The following is a 15,297-nucleotide window of genomic DNA, read 5'->3' on the forward strand; positions in this document are numbered from 1 at the left end:
GCGCGGCATTTTCGTATGCCCGCGGGCAAGAGGTAAAGGAACGAGGCATCAGATGACCGACCCCGTGACGCTGGCCGGCGAAGGCTTGATCGGTGAGTTCGATGAGAAGCGCGCCGAGAACGCCATTCGCGAACTCCTGATCGCGGTTGGTGAGGACCCCGACCGAGAAGGCCTCCGGGAAACCCCGGCGCGCGTAGCGCGGGCGTATCGGGAACTCCTGGCGGGCCTGTGGCAGGCGCCCGAGGATGTTCTGACGACGACGTTCGACTTGGGGCACGATGAGATGGTCCTGGTAAAGGACATCGAGATCGTTTCCCTCTGTGAACACCATTTGCTGCCATTTCATGGCGTAGCCCATGTTGGTTACATTCCGGCCGAAACGGGCAAAATCACCGGCCTTTCGAAGCTGGCACGCCTGGTGGAGGTTTTCGCTCGCCGCCCGCAGGTGCAGGAGCGACTCACCACGCAGATCGCGGACTCCCTCATGCGGATCCTGGAGGCGCGGGGTGCGATCGTGGTCATCGAGGCCGAGCACATGTGCATGTCCGTGCGCGGCATCCGCAAGCCCGGCGCCAAGACCACCACATCGGCGGTCCGCGGCCAGCTCCGCGACGCTACGACCCGCGCCGAGGCGATGAGCCTGATACTGGCCAGGTGAGCCGGCCACCCGGCCCGTCAGCCCTGGCTGCCGGAACCGGCGGTCACGCCGCCGGTTCCGCTCCCGGGGGGTTCTGGTCCTCGTCCTCCGGGAGTTTGCACACCCGCTCCAGGAACATGGCCGCCGCTATGACACCGATGCCGGCAAGGACCGAGAAGCCGGCGTAGACGGCTTGGTCGCGGCGGGCGGGGATGTCGAGGAGTTCCAGCAGCAAGACGCCCGTGCCGCCGTACATACCGGCGACGAGGGCGGCGACCAGGGCGCTGGCCTGGCCGAAGACGACCGCGCGGGCGGCCATCAGGGGGTCGACGCCCTTCGCGCCGGGGCGGCGCTCGCGCTGGGCCTTCAGACGGGCGCGCAGCGACAGCGCCGTCGAGAGCAGGACCACCGCGATCAGGGCGAGGACGATGGGGGCGGCCAGGGGGACGCTGGGAAGGGTCCCGATCGAGTTCCAAAGGCGGGCGCCCGCCCAGGACAGGATCCCGGCCACGACGAACACGCCCGCCAGCACCCTGATGCGCAGCTCTCTCACGGTGTCCCTTCAGCTCCCCCGGACCGGTCCGGACTGCGGTCGTGTCGACCTTGTCGTCTGAGTCGTCTTGACCTTAACGACTATTCAGGCAGTCGGAGTTCCAGGTCCTCGCGGGGCTCGACGCCCGCACGGGTGACGGCCGACAGCAGTTCGGCCACCGCGCCGCGGCCGGGCAGCTGGGCCTGCGGGTCCACGTCGTGCCAGGGGGCGAGGACGAAGGCGCGCTCGTGGGCGCGCGGGTGGGGCAGGGTGAGCTGCGGGTCGTCGGAGGTGACGTCGGCGTAGGCGACGATGTCGACGTCCAGGGTGCGCGGGCCCCAGTGCTCGTCGCGGACGCGTTTGTACGCCTCCTCGATGGCGTGGGCCCGCTCCAGGAGGGAGGAAGGCGGCAGGGTGGTCTTGAGGACCACGACCGCGTTGAAGTACGACGGCTGGCTGCCGGGCTCGACGCCCCAGGGCTCGGTCTCGTACACCGGGGAGACGGCCTTCACGCGGACACCCGGGGTGTCCTCCAGCGCGTCGACGGCGCCCTGGAGGGTCTCCAGGCGGTTGCCGAGGTTGGAGCCGATCGAGATGACGGCCCACTTCGGGTTCTGCAGGGTCGTGTCGGCGGCGTCGACCTTCTCGACGACCGAGGCGGGCACCGGCTGGACGGTCGGGTCGCTGTGACCCTGGAGGAAAGGTCGGGTCATACTCGGCTCCGGGTGATGGTGACGGTCACGTCGTCGAAGGGAACGGTGATCGGGGCGTCCGGCTTGTGGACGCACACCTCGACCTCCTGGACCCCTTCGTGCTTCAGGCAGGTCTGGGCGATCCGCTCGGCGAGGGTCTCGATGAGGTTCACCGGCTCACCCTCGACCACGGCCACGACCTCCTCGGCCACGATGCCGTAGTGGACGGTCTTCGCCAGGTCGTCGTCTGCCGCAGCCGGCCGGGTGTCCAGCCCCAGGACGAGGTCCACGATGAAGGTCTGGCCCTCCTCGCGCTCCTTGGGGAACACACCGTGGTGCCCGCGGGCCTTGAGACCGCGCAGCGCGACACGATCCACGCGAATCACTCCTGCAATCGTCGGGAAGGACCGGTCCGTACCACGTGCGGGCGGCACACCGTCCTCAGACGAATCTACCTGCGGGCACTGACAAAGCCGGGCCGCGGGGCGCGGGCCGGGGCCGGGACCTCGAGGGTTCATCTCGCGTTTCCCCAGGGAAACACAGCCGTGTCATGGGCTGGTAGCGGCTCCTACCCCGGGGTAGGTGATTCCAACCACTTCTCGGTCCCTGTGGAGCGTCTACCCGCTCAGGCGAGGGGGTCGTCGTCCGGATTGACGCCGTCGGCGCCGGCCTCGTCGTCCTCGGCGGTCTCCGCCAGGACGGGGGAGGCGTGGTGCGACCAGAGCTTCCAGCCGGAGGACGTGCGCCGGAACACGTTCGTGGCGACGACGAGCTGGCCGACGAGCGGTCCGAGCTCCGCGCCGTCCTCGGGGGCGGGGCCGCCGCTGAGGATGTTCTCGGTGCAGGTGACGAGCGCGGTGTCGCCGGTGACGGAGACGTGCACGTCGGTGAGGAAGAACTGGATGTAGTCGGTGTTCGCCATGATCAGGGCGTAGGACCTCAGGACCTCGCCGCGGCCGGTGAGCACCGGCCAGCCGGGGTGCACGCAGGAGACCACGCCGGTGTCCGCCGGGTCGTGGTACTCCTCGTCCACGCCCAGGTCGGCGGGGGTGAGCCAGAGGGCGGACAGCTCCTCGAAGTCACCGCGCTCCATCGCCTCGTAGAAGGCGGTGTTCGCGGCCTCCACCTGTTCGACGTCGGTATGAGGGGCGCTCACCGGGTTCCTTCCGCCCCGCGATCGCCCCCAGCGCCCGGCGCGTTCCCCGCTTCACACGCCCCTTGCTCACTTCGCGCGTCCGGCGCCGGGCCTGCCGTACGCGCCCCTTCCACGGCGCGGGCGACCCGGACGGCGTCCGCAGTGGCGCGTACCTCGTGTACGCGCACGGCCCACGCACCGGAGTGCGCCGCGAGCGCGGAGACGGCGGCCGTGGCGGCGTCGCGCTCCCGGGCCGGCGGGGGCGCGCCCTCCGGACCGGCGAGGACACGGCCGAGGAACCGCTTGCGGGAGGCGGCCACGAGCAGGGGGTGGCCGAGGGCGCGCAGGCGGTCGAGGTGGGCGAGGAGGACCAGGTCGTGCTCGGCCTCCTTGGAGAAGCCGAGGCCGGGGTCGACGACGATGCGGTCGGGGGCGATGCCGCCGGCCAGAACGGCCTCCACGCGTGCGTGCAGTTCGTCCACGACTTCGGTGACGACGTCCTCGTAGACGCCCTGGACGTTGCCGCCCTGCAGGAAGCCGCGCCAGTGCATGACGACGAAGGGGGCGCCCGCGTCGGCGACCACCGGGATCATCGCGGGGTCGGCGAGGCCGCCGCTGACGTCGTTGACGAGGGCGGCGCCGGCCGCGAGGGACTGTTCGGCGACGGAGGCGCGCATGGTGTCGACGGAGACGACGGCGCCTTCGGAGGCGAGGCCGCGGACGACCGGGATGACCCGCCTGAGTTCCTCGGCCTCGTCCACCCGGGTGGCGCCGGGGCGGGTGGACTCGCCGCCGACGTCGACGAGGTCCGCGCCCTCGGCGACGAGGTCCAGGCCGTGCTTGACGGCGGCGGTCGTGTCGAACCAGCGGCCGCCGTCGGAGAAGGAATCGGGGGTCACGTTGACGACACCCATGACCGCGCACCGGTCCCATACCGGAAGGCCGGCGACCCGGCCGCGCCCGCTGAGGTTGTTCATACGTTCAGCGTAGGCCCAGGAGGGCGCCGGGAACGCGCGGCGGCCCGGGCGGGAGCCCCCGCTGGAGGGGGTGGGGCGCCCGCCCGGGCCCGTCCTCGGCCGCACCGTTCGCTCCTGCGGCTCTCATCCGGTCCTGCGCTCAGGCCGCGCGGACGTCCCGTTCCGCCATGACGTGCGCGCAGGGGCGCTCGGCGGCCGCCGAGCGCCGGCGCAGGAAGCGCGGGAGCGGCAGGGCGAGGTTGACGAAGCCCTCCGCCTGCATGGCGGCGAAACCGATGCGGGGCAGGTCGGCGGTGTTCCGGTAGACGACGAAGCGGGGTTCCCAGCGCGGCTGGAACTTGGCGTTGAACTTGTACAGCGACTCGATCTGGAACCAGCGCGAGAGGAAGACCAGCAGACCCCGCCAGGCGCGCAGTACCGGCCCGGCGCCGATCTTCTCGCCGCGCGCGAGGGCGGAGCGGAACATCGCGAAGTTCAGCGAGATCCGGGTGATGCCGAACTTCGGCGCGGCCTGGAGGGCGGCCACGATCAGCAGCTCGTTCATGCCGGGGTCGGCGCTGCGGTCGCGGCGCATCAGGTCCAGCGAGACGCCGTCCTCGCCCCAGGGCACGAAGTGCAGGACGGCCTTCAGATCGCCGTACTGGCCCGGCTCGTCGTCCTGCTTGTGGGCGGTGGCGATCAGGCAGTCGCCGTCGGCGGCGTCGCCGACGCGGCCGAGCGCCATGGAGAAGCCGCGTTCGGTGTCGGTGCCGCGCCAGTCCTCCGCCGCCCGGCGGATGCGCTCCAGTTCGGCGTCGCCGAGGTCACGGATGCGCCGTACCCGGGTTTCGTAGCCGGCTCGCTCGATGCGCTTGACCATTTGCCGCACGTTGCGCATCGCGCGTCCGGCGAGCGAGAAATCCGCGACGTCCACCACCGCCTCGTCGCCCAGTTCCAGGGCGTCCAGGCCGGTCTCCCGGGTCCACACCTCGCCGCCCGTCTCCGAGCAGCCCATGACGGCGGGCGTCCAGGAATGTGCCTTGGCCTCGTCCATGAAGCGCTCGATGGCGCCGGGCCAGGCCTCGACGTCGCCGATGGGGTCACCGCTGGCGAGCATCACACCGGAGACGACGCGGTAGGTGACCGCGGCCTTGCCGCTGGGGGAGAAGACCACCGCCTTGTCGCGGCGCAGCGCGAAGTGGCCGAGCGAGTCGCGCCGGCCGTGCTTCTCCAGCAGGGCCCGCAGCCGGGACTCGTCCTCCTCGGTGAGGCGGGCGGCCGGGTGCTCGGGGCGGAAGGCCAGGTAGATGGTGGTGACGGCGGTGATCCAGCCGAGGGCGCCGAGGGAGAAGGCGACGGTCCAGGATGTGTTGCCCTGGTAGTCGACCGGGCCCTCGAAGCCGAACAGGCCGTAGACCACGTGCGTCAGCCGGTCGGCCAGGCTCGGGTCGCCGATCGTCCGGTGCGGGTGGACGCTGACGATGACGAGTCCGAGGACGAGGGAACTGGCGCTCATGAGGATGAAGTTCGCGAGCGCCCGCCACCTGCTGCGCGGGTCGGGCAGTGCCGCGAACTCGTCGCGGTGGATCAGCAGCGGCACGAGCAGTGCCACCGCGATGAGCACGCCGATGACCGAGTGCCGGTACGCGAACTGCGCCGCCGCGCCCGCCGGCAGCAGCGCGACCGCGGCACGCCACGCCCGGCGCTTGCGCCGTTTGAGCCCGTGCGCGAGCAGCAGCAACAGCACGCCGGCGCTCAGCGAGAGCGCGGCCGCGAAGGGCCCGAACGAGCCCGGCAGCACCTCGGCGATGGCGTGCATACGGCTGTGACGGAAGCGCGGGAACACGCCCCCGGCAATGTCCAGGACGCCCACGAGGGCCGCCGCCCTGCCGACGAGAACTGGGGCGGCCTCGGGACGCGGGCCACGCAGTATGCGCCGCGCCCGGCTTGATCGGCTCGGAACCCCGCCCGACATTTCCCCATCTATCCTGACAGACATCGCATCCCGTAGTTCTGCGAGAGACCTTGAACCCGGGCCCGATCGGGCATCCGGCGACATTGCGCCCTCTAGGACGGTGTCTTGGGGAGAGAGGTTCACTCCCCACCGGAAAGTCGGGTCAAAGGCCAAGAAAAGTCCCGGGCAAGCCCTCGCGACGAAGCGTGGGAGGGCGCCGGGCGGAGAGCGCAGGCAGGAAGCAGCCCATGGGTCTCACGAGCAACAAAGTGCTGATGCTGGCGATCGTCCTCGCCGTGCTGCTGTTCGCCGGCACGGTGTGGCTGTGGCCGCGGCTGGCCCGGCGCAGCTGGCGGGCCGTCAGCGGGCGGGTCGGCCTGCTGCTCACCACCCAGTTGGCGCTCTTCGCCTCGGTGGGCCTCGCCGCCAACCAGGCCTTCGGGTTCTACGCCAGCTGGGCGGACCTGTTCGGCCGGGAGACGGGTCAGGGCGTCGTCGTCGACCACATAGCGGGCGGCAGCAGCGGCCCGATCCAGGTGGTCTCCACGTCCCGGGTCGTGGGGACGAACAGCGCGCGGCCGCAAGTGGCGGGGCAGATCCAGAAGGTGGACATCCTCGGCCGTACGACCCACATCGCGGCACCGGCGTTCGTCTACCTCCCCCCGGAGTACTTCCAGCCGCAGAACCGCACGCACAAGTTCCCGGTCTCCGTCGTCCTCACGGGCTATCCCGGTACGGCGCAGGCCCTGGTGACCAAGCTGCACTACCCGACTACGGCACAGCAGTTGGCCAAGGCGGGGAAGATGCAGCCGATGATCCTGGTCATGATGCGGCCGGCCGTGGCGCCGCCCCGGGACACGGAATGCGTGGACGTCCCCGGCGGCCCGCAGACGGAAACGTTTTTCGCCAAGGATCTGCGGGACTCCGTGATGGCCCACTACCGGGTCGACGGGACGCCCGCCAGCTGGGGCATCATCGGTGACTCGACCGGCGGCTACTGCGCGCTGAAGATCGCCATGCACTACCCGAGGGCGTACGCGGCCGCTGCCGGTCTGTCGCCGTACTACAAGGCGCCGGTCGACCCCACCACCGGTGATCTCTTCCGCGGCGACAGGAACCTGCAGAATCGAGCCGATCTCTTCTGGGTGCTCAGGCATCTGCCCGCGCCCGAGACCTCGCTGCTCGTCACCACGAGCAGGATCGGTGAGCACAACTACAGGGACACGCTCAGGTTCATCAAGAACGTGCAGGACACTAACGTGACCAGGATTTCGTCGATCATCCTTCCGAGCGGCGGGCACAACTTCAACACCTGGCGGCGGGAGATCCCGGGGACGCTCCAGTGGATCAGCACGCGGCTGGTCGCGCACTGATCCCCTGCGCCCGACATCCGGTGAAGCCCGTGATGTGGCCGTGTTTTTACGGGGCGGGGGTCCGCGATTCGCCTACGCGCGGTAAGTTTCTGGCCATGCCACGTGGACGCCACCGCCATTCACCACCTCTGCACCGGCTGTTGCCCCCGTCGGCGATCGCCGGGGTCTCCGTCGTCTGCGCGCTGGGTCCCTGGGTGTTCTCCGAGGCCACGCTGTTGCGCGCACTGGCCGGGGCCGCCGCGGCCACCGCGGTCGTGGGCGCCTTCGTGATGCGCCGCTGGGACATCCACGCGGGCAAGCAGGTCGCCGACCTGACACGCGCGCGTGCCAGCGACGAGTGGCGGTTCGAGGAACGGCTCGCCGAACTGGAGACCGACCTGGAGGAGTCGCGCGAGCTGCGCACGAAGCTGGAACAGCGGCTGCGCGCCAAGCGCGCGGAGCTGGCCGGCCTGCGCAACGAGCACGCGGCCCTGCTGCGCCGGTACGCCACGGCCGAGACCGAGCGCGCGAGCGCCCTGGAGGGACGCCGGCTGCTGGAGATCGAGGCGGCCGTGCCCTCGCCCTCGCCCGCGCTGCCGCCCGCCCGCCGCGCCGAGGACGAACCGAAGCCGGAGCGGGAGCCGGATTCGGCCGAGGTGAAGGCGGCCGAGGAGTCCGCCGAGCCCGCCGAGGCCGGGACGGACTCCGGGGACGAGCCGACGGCGTTCGCGGTGTTCTCGCCCGAGGGCGCGAAGCTGTACGGGCAGGCGCTGACGGCCCTGGCCCGGTTCGACGGTGAGGCTTCGGACGACTCCGAGGCGGACGCCGCGGCTTTTGCGGACACGGCCGAGCCCGTGGCTTCCGAGGCGGCGGCTTCCGACGACACGGCTCCGAAGGCGGCGGCCCCCGAGGCGGGGGCGCCCGACGCCGACGAGGCCAGGTCCGACGCGGGCACCGTGCCGCCGGGCAAGGCCGATGTCCGCAAGGCCGACGCGGGCGGGGCCGACTCCGCCGCGCAGACGGAAGGCGCTGTGGAAGGCGCCGGGGAAGACTCGGCGGAAGGCGTGACGCACGGCGCCGGTGCCTTCGCGAGCGAGGCCGGCGCGCCGGCCGGCCAGGAGGACGAGGCGCAGGGGAAGCCCATGGCGGCCGACGGGCACGCGCGCGCGGCCGCCGCCCCGATGGCACCGGCCGAGTCCGCCCAGCCCATGAGCCGGCCGCCCGCCGGGCACTTCACGGTGCCGACCGCCGTGGCCGTCGTACCGGCCGCGCCCGCGCGGCGCCCGGTGGTCGAGGGCGGTTTCGACTTCTTCGGCACCCAGAAGGGCGCACCGAAGGCCGCGCTGGACTCCGTGCAGAACGAGGATCTCGCCGACGTCGTCGGCCAGGAGGTCCTCGCCGTGCACAAGGCCGAGGCCGAGGCCGAGTTCAAGGACGCCCACGCACAGTCGGACGGCGTCGGCCAGGTCATCGACCTGACCGCGCACGACGAGACCGAGCAGATCGACATCCAGGGGCTGCGCACCGCGGCGTCCTGAGACCGCATCAGGCACCGGCACCGGGCCCGGCTCCCCACGAGGGGAGCCGGGCCCGGTGTCATCCGGTCATCCAGCGGTCGGGGCGGGCGTCCCGGCGGCCCGTACGGGACCGTTCCGCCTGGGCGTGCAGCAGCCGCGCGGCCTCCCCGGCGTCCCGCAGACGGGCCGTCACGGTCTTGTCGGCCCCCGTGTCCACATGGACCTCGGCGAGCCGCCACAGGCGCTGCCAGGGCCCCTGGCTCAGCCGCACGCTCTGCACCTTGGCGTGCGGGACCAGCGAGAGCCGGCGCCGCAGCAGCCCGTGCCGGGTGGCGAACACCGCGCCGGTGACCGCGAGACGGTGGCCGCGCCACCACACCGGCACGCACCAGCGGGCCCGCCGCGGTGGCCGGGAAAGCTCCTGAGGCACCGTCACACCGGGGAGTACGCGCGCGACGACCGACTCGGCGACCGGGCGCGGGGCGACCGGTACCAGCACCGAGTTGGCGGAGCCGGCCACGTCCAGTTCCACCCGCACCCAGCCGAGCCGCCGCCACAGCAGCGGCTCCACGATCCGCACAGTCTGCACCCGGCCGGGCGGGACCGTCTCGTGCGTACGGTCGAGCAGTCCGTGGTCGATGCGCAGCCCGTCCGGCGACTCGCCGACCTTCCAGTCGAACTCGCCGGCGAACCGTCCCGCGCTGCTCGCGCCAGCCGCGCCGAACAGCGGCAGGGCGGTCGCGAGTACCGTCCACAGGTTGTGGGTGGCCAGCCACAGCACGGTCGGCACGACGAGCGCGGCGCACAGCGAGCCCCAGGTGGCGCCCGTCAGCACCAGGGAGAGCGCGAGCGCGCGCGGGGGCACGCGCAGCAGCTCGCGCGCCGGCGCCTCACCGACCTCACGTGCCGTCTCGGGCGCGAAACCCGCCGCGCGCGCCAGCAGCTCCGCGCGCAGGGCGCGCGCCTCCTGCTCGCCGAGGAAGGCCAGCTCGTCCTTGTCGTCGGCGCCTACGACGTCGATCCGCAGCTTGGCGACGCCCGCCACGCGCGCGAGGAGGGGACGGGAGACGTCCACGGCCTGGATGCGCTCCAGCCGGATGTGCGCGGTGCGCCGGAACAACAGGCCGGTGCGGATGCGCAGTTCGCTTTCGGTCACCGCGAAGTGCGTGAACCACCAGGACAGGAAGCCGTAGAGGCCGGCCACCGGCACCAGCACCGCGAGCCCCAGCAGCAGCGCCGTGCCGGTCAACCGCGCCAGCTGCTCCTGCGTCCCGTTCGGGTCGTGCACCGCCCAACCGGCGAGTACGGCGATCGGCGCCCACGCCCGGCGGAACGGCGTGACCGGGTGCAGCCGGCGCTCGGTCACCGGCACGGGCGCCGGTATCTCCCCGTCGTGGTCCGAGGTCGTCACAGGCCCGCCGATCGGGCCTCGCCCAGCTCGATGAGCCGGTCGCGCAGCCGTTCCGCCTCGGCCGGGTCCAGGCCGGGGATGGTGGCGTCGGTCGCGGCGGCCGCCGTGTGCAGCTGCACGGTCGCCAGTCCGAAGCGCCGCTCGATGGGCCCGGAGGTGACCTCCACCAGCTGCATCCGCCCGTACGGCACCACCGTCTCCTCGCGCCACAGGACGCCGCGGCTGATCAGCAGGTCGTCCGCGCGCTCGGCGTACCGCCACGAGTGCCAGTTGCGCCCCACCAGCCGCCAGCACCACGCGGCGCCGGCCACGGGCAGCAGCGCGACGGCGGCCCACGCGGGCCCCACGAGCAGGCCCGGCAGTAGCCCGGTGGCGACCGCGAGCACCGCCGTCCACACCACCACGAGCAGCCGGCGCACCCGCATCAGAGCGGGCTGCAGCCCCCGCCACTCCAGCTCGGCCCCCGGTGTCCCGGTCTCCTCCGGGCTCCCCGTTTCCATGGGCCCAGCGTACGTAGGGGAAACTGGGGCCATGACTCCTACGACGGAGACCACGGTCGGGATCGGTGGCGCCGCGGAAAGCACCGACATGGTGCTCAACATCGGGCCCCAGCACCCGTCCACGCACGGCGTGCTGCGGCTCAGGCTCGTGCTGGACGGGGAGCGCATCGTGCGCGCGGAGCCGGTGATCGGCTATATGCACCGCGGCGCCGAGAAACTCTTCGAGGCGCGCGACTACCGCCAGATCATCGTGCTCGCCAACCGCCACGACTGGCTGTCGGCGTTCTCGAACGAGCTGGGCGTGGTCCTCGCCGTGGAGCGGATGCTCGGCATGGAGGTGCCCGAGCGGGCGGTGTGGACGCGCACGCTGCTCGCCGAGCTGAACCGGGTGCTGAACCACCTGATGTTCCTCGGTTCCTACCCGCTGGAGCTGGGCGGCATCACCCCGGTGTTCTATGCGTTCCGGGAGCGCGAGGTGCTCCAGAACGTCATGGAGGAGGTTTCCGGCGGACGCATGCACTACATGTTCAACCGCGTCGGCGGCCTCAAGGAGGACCTGCCGGCCGGGTGGACCGCACGCGCGCGTGCCGCCGTCGCCGACGTGCGCTCGCGCATGGACGTCTTCGACGACCTGGTGCTCGGCAACGAGATCTTCCGGGGGCGCACACGCGGAGTGGGCGCGCTGACGCCGCAGACCGTGCACGCCTACGGCGTGAGCGGACCCATCGCGCGCGCCTCGGGCGTCGACTTCGACCTGCGCCGCGACGAGCCGTACCTGGCGTACGGCGACCTCCAGGACACCCTGAAGGTCGTCACCCGGACCGAGGGCGACTGCCTCGCCCGCTTCGAGGTCCTGCTGGAGCAGACCCACGTCGCGCTCGACCTCGCCGACGCCTGCCTGGACCGGCTCGCCGAGCTGCCGCCCGGGCCGATCAACCAGCGGCTGCCCAAGGTGCTGAAGGCGCCCGAGGGGCACACGTACGCGTGGACCGAGAACCCGCTCGGCATCAACGGCTACTACCTGGTCAGCAAGGGCGAGAAGACGCCGTACCGGCTGAAGCTGCGCTCTGCCTCGTACAACAACATCCAGGCGCTGACCGAGCTGCTGCCGGGGACGCTGGTGGCGGACATGGTGGCGATCCTGGGCTCGATGTTCTTCGTGGTCGGCGACATCGACAAGTAGTCCGGCAGCGGGCAGCGGGCGGCCGGCTCAGGCGAGCGGGTCCGGAATCCCAACCGGCTGGACCAGCCAGCCGAAGTCGCCGAGACCGCCCGGGGCGGTGAGTTCGGCGGCCTCCCCGGCGCTCGTGAGGGCGCGTACATAGGCCGTGGGATCCGTGGAGGCCAGTGCGAGCGGGGGGCGTGCGCCGGTGATGTCCAGGCAGTGGAGAGCGGCGCGCTGCGTGAGGAGGTGCGCGGGGGGCAGCGTGCGCGCTGTTCCGGGGGGCGCCTGCGCCGCGCTCGACGGCATGCGCTCCGGATCATGCGCCGCGTCTGAGGAAGTGCGCGCCGTTTCCGAGGGCGTGCCCGAGGTCGTGCGCGCCGTGACGGCCGCCGCGCACGCGTCCAGTGCGACGTGCGCCGTGATGTCGCACGACCCGTCCGGCACGGGCGCCGTCTCGCGCCCTTCCCGGAAGCCGGTGAGCGTTCCGAACGGGGGGCGCGTCCCGGCGGTGTGCGCGTAGTCCACGGTCACTGCGAGACCGCGCACCACCCGGTCCACCACCGACGCCCACGCCAGGTCCCGGGGCAGCCCGATCTCCGCGCGCAGCCCCTCCTCGGCCGGCAGTGGCCACCATCGGGCGAGCCAGTCCGCCTCCGCGCCGGTCACCGGCTCCCCGAGCCGCTCGGTGCCGTCGTCGGCGACGAGCACCAGCCGGGCCACGCCCGCGGAGTCGACCTCGGCCACGTCCACGGGTACGTTGTCCAGCCACTCGTTGGCGAACAGCAGGCCCGTGACGGTGGCCGGGGGCGCGTCCAGCCAGACGATCCGTTCGTCCAGTCCGGCCGGGCGGCCGGCGAGCTCCACGGCGTATCCACGCGCGCGTGCGGCCACGTCGGCCGGAAGGGCGGCCAGCACCCCGGTGACCAGTTCGCCGCGCCCGGCGCCCATGTCGACGAAGTCCAGTACCGAGGGCCGCCCCAGCGCCTCGTCGACCCGGCACAGCAGCCGGGCCACGGCACGTGCGAACAGCGGGGATGCGTGCACGGACGTACGGAAGTGGCCGGCCGGGCCCTCCGGGCGGCGATAGAAGCCGCCGGGCCCGTACAGCGCCGCCTCGGTCGCCGTACGCCAGCCGCGCAGGCCGTCTCCGTCGCCGGGGCGCCGTTCCGCTTCCCGTGCCGTCCCATCCGTCACCGGAACAGACTAGGCGCACAGATGATCACTTCCTCCACCTTGCGGAGTACGCGCGCCGGGTGCGGATCGGCCCTCCGGTTGACCCCTGCATGCATCTGGTTTCCCTACTCTGGGTTACGTGCAGCGCCTCTACGACTTCCTCCGCCGCCACCCGACCTGGGTCGACACCTTCTGGGCCGTCGTCCTGCTCGGGCTGTCCGGTCTGAGCGTGGTCAATCTCCACGGGGTGCCCGGTCACCACATGACGCTCGCCGGGGGCATGGCCGTGTCCGCCGTCCTGTGCGTCGTCGTCGCGCTGCGCCGCCGGTTCCCCGAGCCGATGCTGCTGGTCGCCCTCGCGACGGGTCTGGCCCAACTGGTGCTGGACGTCGAGACGACCGTCGCCGACTTCGCCATGCTGGTGATCACCTACACGGTGGCGATGATCGGCGCGCGCTGGGCCTCCCGGCTCGCGCTCGCCGCCAGTCTCGTCGCGGCGGCCCTCGCGCAGATCCGCTGGCCGAACGAGCACACCAGCTTTCTGGGGCAGATCGCGATAGTCGTGTTCCAGACGGTGCCCTTCGCGCTCGCCTGGGTGCTCGGCGACTCCATGCGCACCCGGCGCGCGTACTTCGCCCAGCTGGAGGAGCGCGCGGCCCGTCTGGAGAAGGAGCGCGAGGCGCAGTCGAAGGTCGCGGTGGCCGCCGAGCGCGCCCGTATCGCGCGTGAGCTGCACGATGTCGTGGCGCACAACGTGTCGGTGATGGTGGTGCAGGCCGACGGCGCCGCCTATGTCCTCGACACCGCCCCCGACCAGGCCAAGAAGGCCCTGGAGACGATCTCCTCCACCGGCCGGCAGGCCCTCGCCGAGATGCGCCGCCTGCTGGGCGTGCTGCGCACCGGGGAGCACCAGGAGAGCGGTGAGTACGTCCCGCAGCCGGACGTCGAGCAGATCGACGAGCTGATCGAGCAGTGCCGCAGCTCCGGCCTTCCCGTCGACTTCAAGGTCGAGGGCACCCCGCGTCCGCTGCCGAGCGGCGTGGAGCTGACCGCGTACCGGATCGTGCAGGAGGCGCTCACCAACACCCGCAAGCACGGCGGGCCCAACGCGGGCGCGAGCGTCCGGCTGGTCTACTTCGACGACGGGCTCGGCCTGCTCGTCGAGGACGACGGCAAGGGCGCGCCGCATGAGCTGTACGAGGAGGGTGGCGCCGACGGGCGGGGGCACGGCCTGATCGGTATGCGTGAACGGGTCGGCATGGTCGGCGGCACCCTGGACGCGGGCCCGCGCCCGGGCGGAGGATTCCGCATCAGCGCCCTGCTCCCACTCAAACCGGCGCACTGACGCGGCCGCACGCCCCCCGTTGACACCTGTAACACCCTCGCCCTGAGGCAACAACCACCGCCCCGACCGAAAGAGGCCCGATGACGATCCGTGTGATGCTCGTCGACGACCAGGTGCTGCTGCGCACCGGGTTCCGGATGGTGCTCGCCGCCCAGCCGGACATGGAGGTCGTGGCGGAGGCGGGCGACGGCGTCGAGGCCCTGCAGGTGCTGCGGTCCACGCCCGTCGACGTCGTCCTGATGGACGTCCGTATGCCCAAGCTGGACGGCGTGGAGGCCACCCGGCGGATCTGCGCGGAGCCCGATCCGCCCAAGGTGCTGATCCTGACCACCTTCGACCTGGACGAATACGCCTTCTCCGGGCTGAAGGCGGGCGCCTCCGGCTTCATGCTCAAGGACGTGCCGCCCGGCGACCTGCTGGGCGCGATCCGGGCCGTGCACAGCGGTGACGCGGTCGTGGCCCCCTCCACCACCCGGCGCCTCCTGGACCGCTTCGCACCCATGCTCCCGTCCACCGGCAAGGAGCCGCAGCACAAGGAGCTGGAGCGGCTCACCGACCGGGAGCGCGAGGTGATGGTGCTGGTCGCGCAGGGCCTGTCCAACGGCGAGATCGCGGCCCGGCTGGTGCTCAGCGAGGCCACGGTGAAGACGCACGTGGGCCGCATCCTGACCAAGCTCGGTCTGCGCGACCGAGTGCAGGTCGTGGTGCTCGCCTACGAGACGGGACTGGTACGCGCGGGCGGCCACGGCTGACGGCCGCCGCGGGGCCCTCGGTGCAGCCCGCGCCCGGCACGGCGATGACCGGCCGCTTCGCAGCCGTCAGCGCGGACGTGTCATGGCCGCGGTTTGGACCGGCCCCGGGGGGCGTCTGCCGGCCGGGGCCTGTCGCGGTCACGACTGGAGCGGCCCTGGGTGGCGGTTGTTCGTGC

The 15,297-nt window shown here is 72.2% G+C and carries 15 protein-coding genes; 6 read left to right on the top strand and 9 right to left on the bottom strand.

The window, feature by feature from the left end; translation table 11 throughout:
• The first annotated feature begins 52 nt into the window (after positions 1 to 52).
• Complete coding sequence (gene folE, locus ACQPXS_RS26160; RefSeq protein ID WP_351810962.1) at positions 53 to 658, top strand: GTP cyclohydrolase I FolE; 606 nt, start codon at positions 53 to 55, stop codon at positions 656 to 658.
• Between the two features lie 43 nt (positions 659 to 701).
• On the opposite strand, the gene ACQPXS_RS26165 is transcribed toward folE, so the two are convergent.
• The 6 genes from ACQPXS_RS26165 to ACQPXS_RS26190 all read right to left on the bottom strand — a co-directional run bounded on the left by ACQPXS_RS26165 (position 702) and on the right by ACQPXS_RS26190 (position 5,927).
• A complete protein-coding gene (locus tag ACQPXS_RS26165; protein ID WP_433451702.1) occupies positions 702 to 1,190 on the bottom strand; it encodes a DUF3180 domain-containing protein in 489 nt (162 codons plus the stop codon).
• Between the two features lie 80 nt (positions 1,191 to 1,270).
• On the bottom strand, positions 1,271 to 1,882 hold the full coding sequence (folK, locus tag ACQPXS_RS26170) for a 2-amino-4-hydroxy-6-hydroxymethyldihydropteridine diphosphokinase (RefSeq protein ID WP_351810968.1): 612 nt from the start codon (positions 1,880 to 1,882) through the stop codon (positions 1,271 to 1,273).
• Complete coding sequence (gene folB, locus ACQPXS_RS26175) at positions 1,879 to 2,238, bottom strand: dihydroneopterin aldolase (protein ID WP_356299925.1); 360 nt, start codon at positions 2,236 to 2,238, stop codon at positions 1,879 to 1,881. Before folB ends, folK begins: the two co-directional genes overlap by 4 nt.
• A gap of 248 nt (positions 2,239 to 2,486) precedes the next feature.
• Complete coding sequence (locus ACQPXS_RS26180; RefSeq protein WP_433451703.1) at positions 2,487 to 3,017, bottom strand: nuclear transport factor 2 family protein; 531 nt, start codon at positions 3,015 to 3,017, stop codon at positions 2,487 to 2,489.
• Positions 3,014 to 3,973 (bottom strand): dihydropteroate synthase, encoded by a 960-nt coding sequence (gene folP / locus ACQPXS_RS26185; RefSeq protein WP_433451704.1) that lies wholly within the window; start codon positions 3,971 to 3,973, stop codon positions 3,014 to 3,016. The genes ACQPXS_RS26180 and folP overlap by 4 nt, the downstream gene beginning before the upstream one ends.
• Positions 3,974 to 4,112: 139 nt before the next feature.
• A complete protein-coding gene (locus ACQPXS_RS26190) occupies positions 4,113 to 5,927 on the bottom strand; it encodes a phosphatidylglycerol lysyltransferase domain-containing protein (protein WP_433451705.1) in 1,815 nt (604 codons plus the stop codon).
• A gap of 227 nt (positions 5,928 to 6,154) precedes the next feature.
• Between ACQPXS_RS26190 and ACQPXS_RS26195 the strand changes: the two genes are divergently transcribed.
• On the top strand, positions 6,155 to 7,279 hold the full coding sequence (locus ACQPXS_RS26195; protein ID WP_433451706.1) for an alpha/beta hydrolase: 1,125 nt from the start codon (positions 6,155 to 6,157) through the stop codon (positions 7,277 to 7,279).
• Between the two features lie 95 nt (positions 7,280 to 7,374).
• Positions 7,375 to 8,796 carry a hypothetical protein gene (locus tag ACQPXS_RS26200; protein WP_433451708.1) on the top strand — a complete coding sequence of 474 codons (1,422 nt, stop codon included), beginning with the start codon at positions 7,375 to 7,377 and terminating at the stop codon, positions 8,794 to 8,796.
• A gap of 58 nt (positions 8,797 to 8,854) precedes the next feature.
• Here ACQPXS_RS26200 and ACQPXS_RS26205 read toward each other — a convergent pair whose 3' ends face one another.
• Complete coding sequence (locus tag ACQPXS_RS26205) at positions 8,855 to 10,186, bottom strand: PH domain-containing protein (protein WP_433451709.1); 1,332 nt, start codon at positions 10,184 to 10,186, stop codon at positions 8,855 to 8,857.
• Positions 10,183 to 10,686 (bottom strand): PH domain-containing protein, encoded by a 504-nt coding sequence (locus tag ACQPXS_RS26210; RefSeq protein WP_433451710.1) that lies wholly within the window; start codon positions 10,684 to 10,686, stop codon positions 10,183 to 10,185. The genes ACQPXS_RS26205 and ACQPXS_RS26210 overlap by 4 nt, the downstream gene beginning before the upstream one ends.
• A gap of 31 nt (positions 10,687 to 10,717) precedes the next feature.
• On the opposite strand from ACQPXS_RS26210, the gene ACQPXS_RS26215 reads away from it, so the two are divergent.
• Positions 10,718 to 11,869 (top strand): NADH-quinone oxidoreductase subunit D, encoded by a 1,152-nt coding sequence (locus tag ACQPXS_RS26215; RefSeq protein WP_433451712.1) that lies wholly within the window; start codon positions 10,718 to 10,720, stop codon positions 11,867 to 11,869.
• Positions 11,870 to 11,896: 27 nt separating this feature from the next.
• Here the strand turns inward: ACQPXS_RS26215 and ACQPXS_RS26220 are convergent, their stop codons facing one another.
• Entirely contained in the window at positions 11,897 to 13,045 is a 1,149-nt protein-coding gene (locus ACQPXS_RS26220; protein ID WP_433451714.1) for an SAM-dependent methyltransferase, read from the bottom strand.
• Between the two features lie 118 nt (positions 13,046 to 13,163).
• On the opposite strand from ACQPXS_RS26220, the gene ACQPXS_RS26225 reads away from it, so the two are divergent.
• Positions 13,164 to 14,369, top strand: a complete 1,206-nt coding sequence (locus ACQPXS_RS26225; RefSeq protein WP_351811001.1) for a sensor histidine kinase — start codon at positions 13,164 to 13,166, stop codon at positions 14,367 to 14,369.
• A gap of 80 nt (positions 14,370 to 14,449) precedes the next feature.
• Positions 14,450 to 15,121, top strand: a complete 672-nt coding sequence (locus tag ACQPXS_RS26230) for a response regulator transcription factor (RefSeq protein ID WP_351622464.1) — start codon at positions 14,450 to 14,452, stop codon at positions 15,119 to 15,121.
• Positions 15,122 to 15,297: the final 176 nt, after the last annotated feature.

Origin of the sequence: Streptomyces sp. CA-142005 (genome assembly GCF_050942335.1) — a bacterium.
GTDB lineage: Bacteria > Actinomycetota > Actinomycetes > Streptomycetales > Streptomycetaceae > Streptomyces.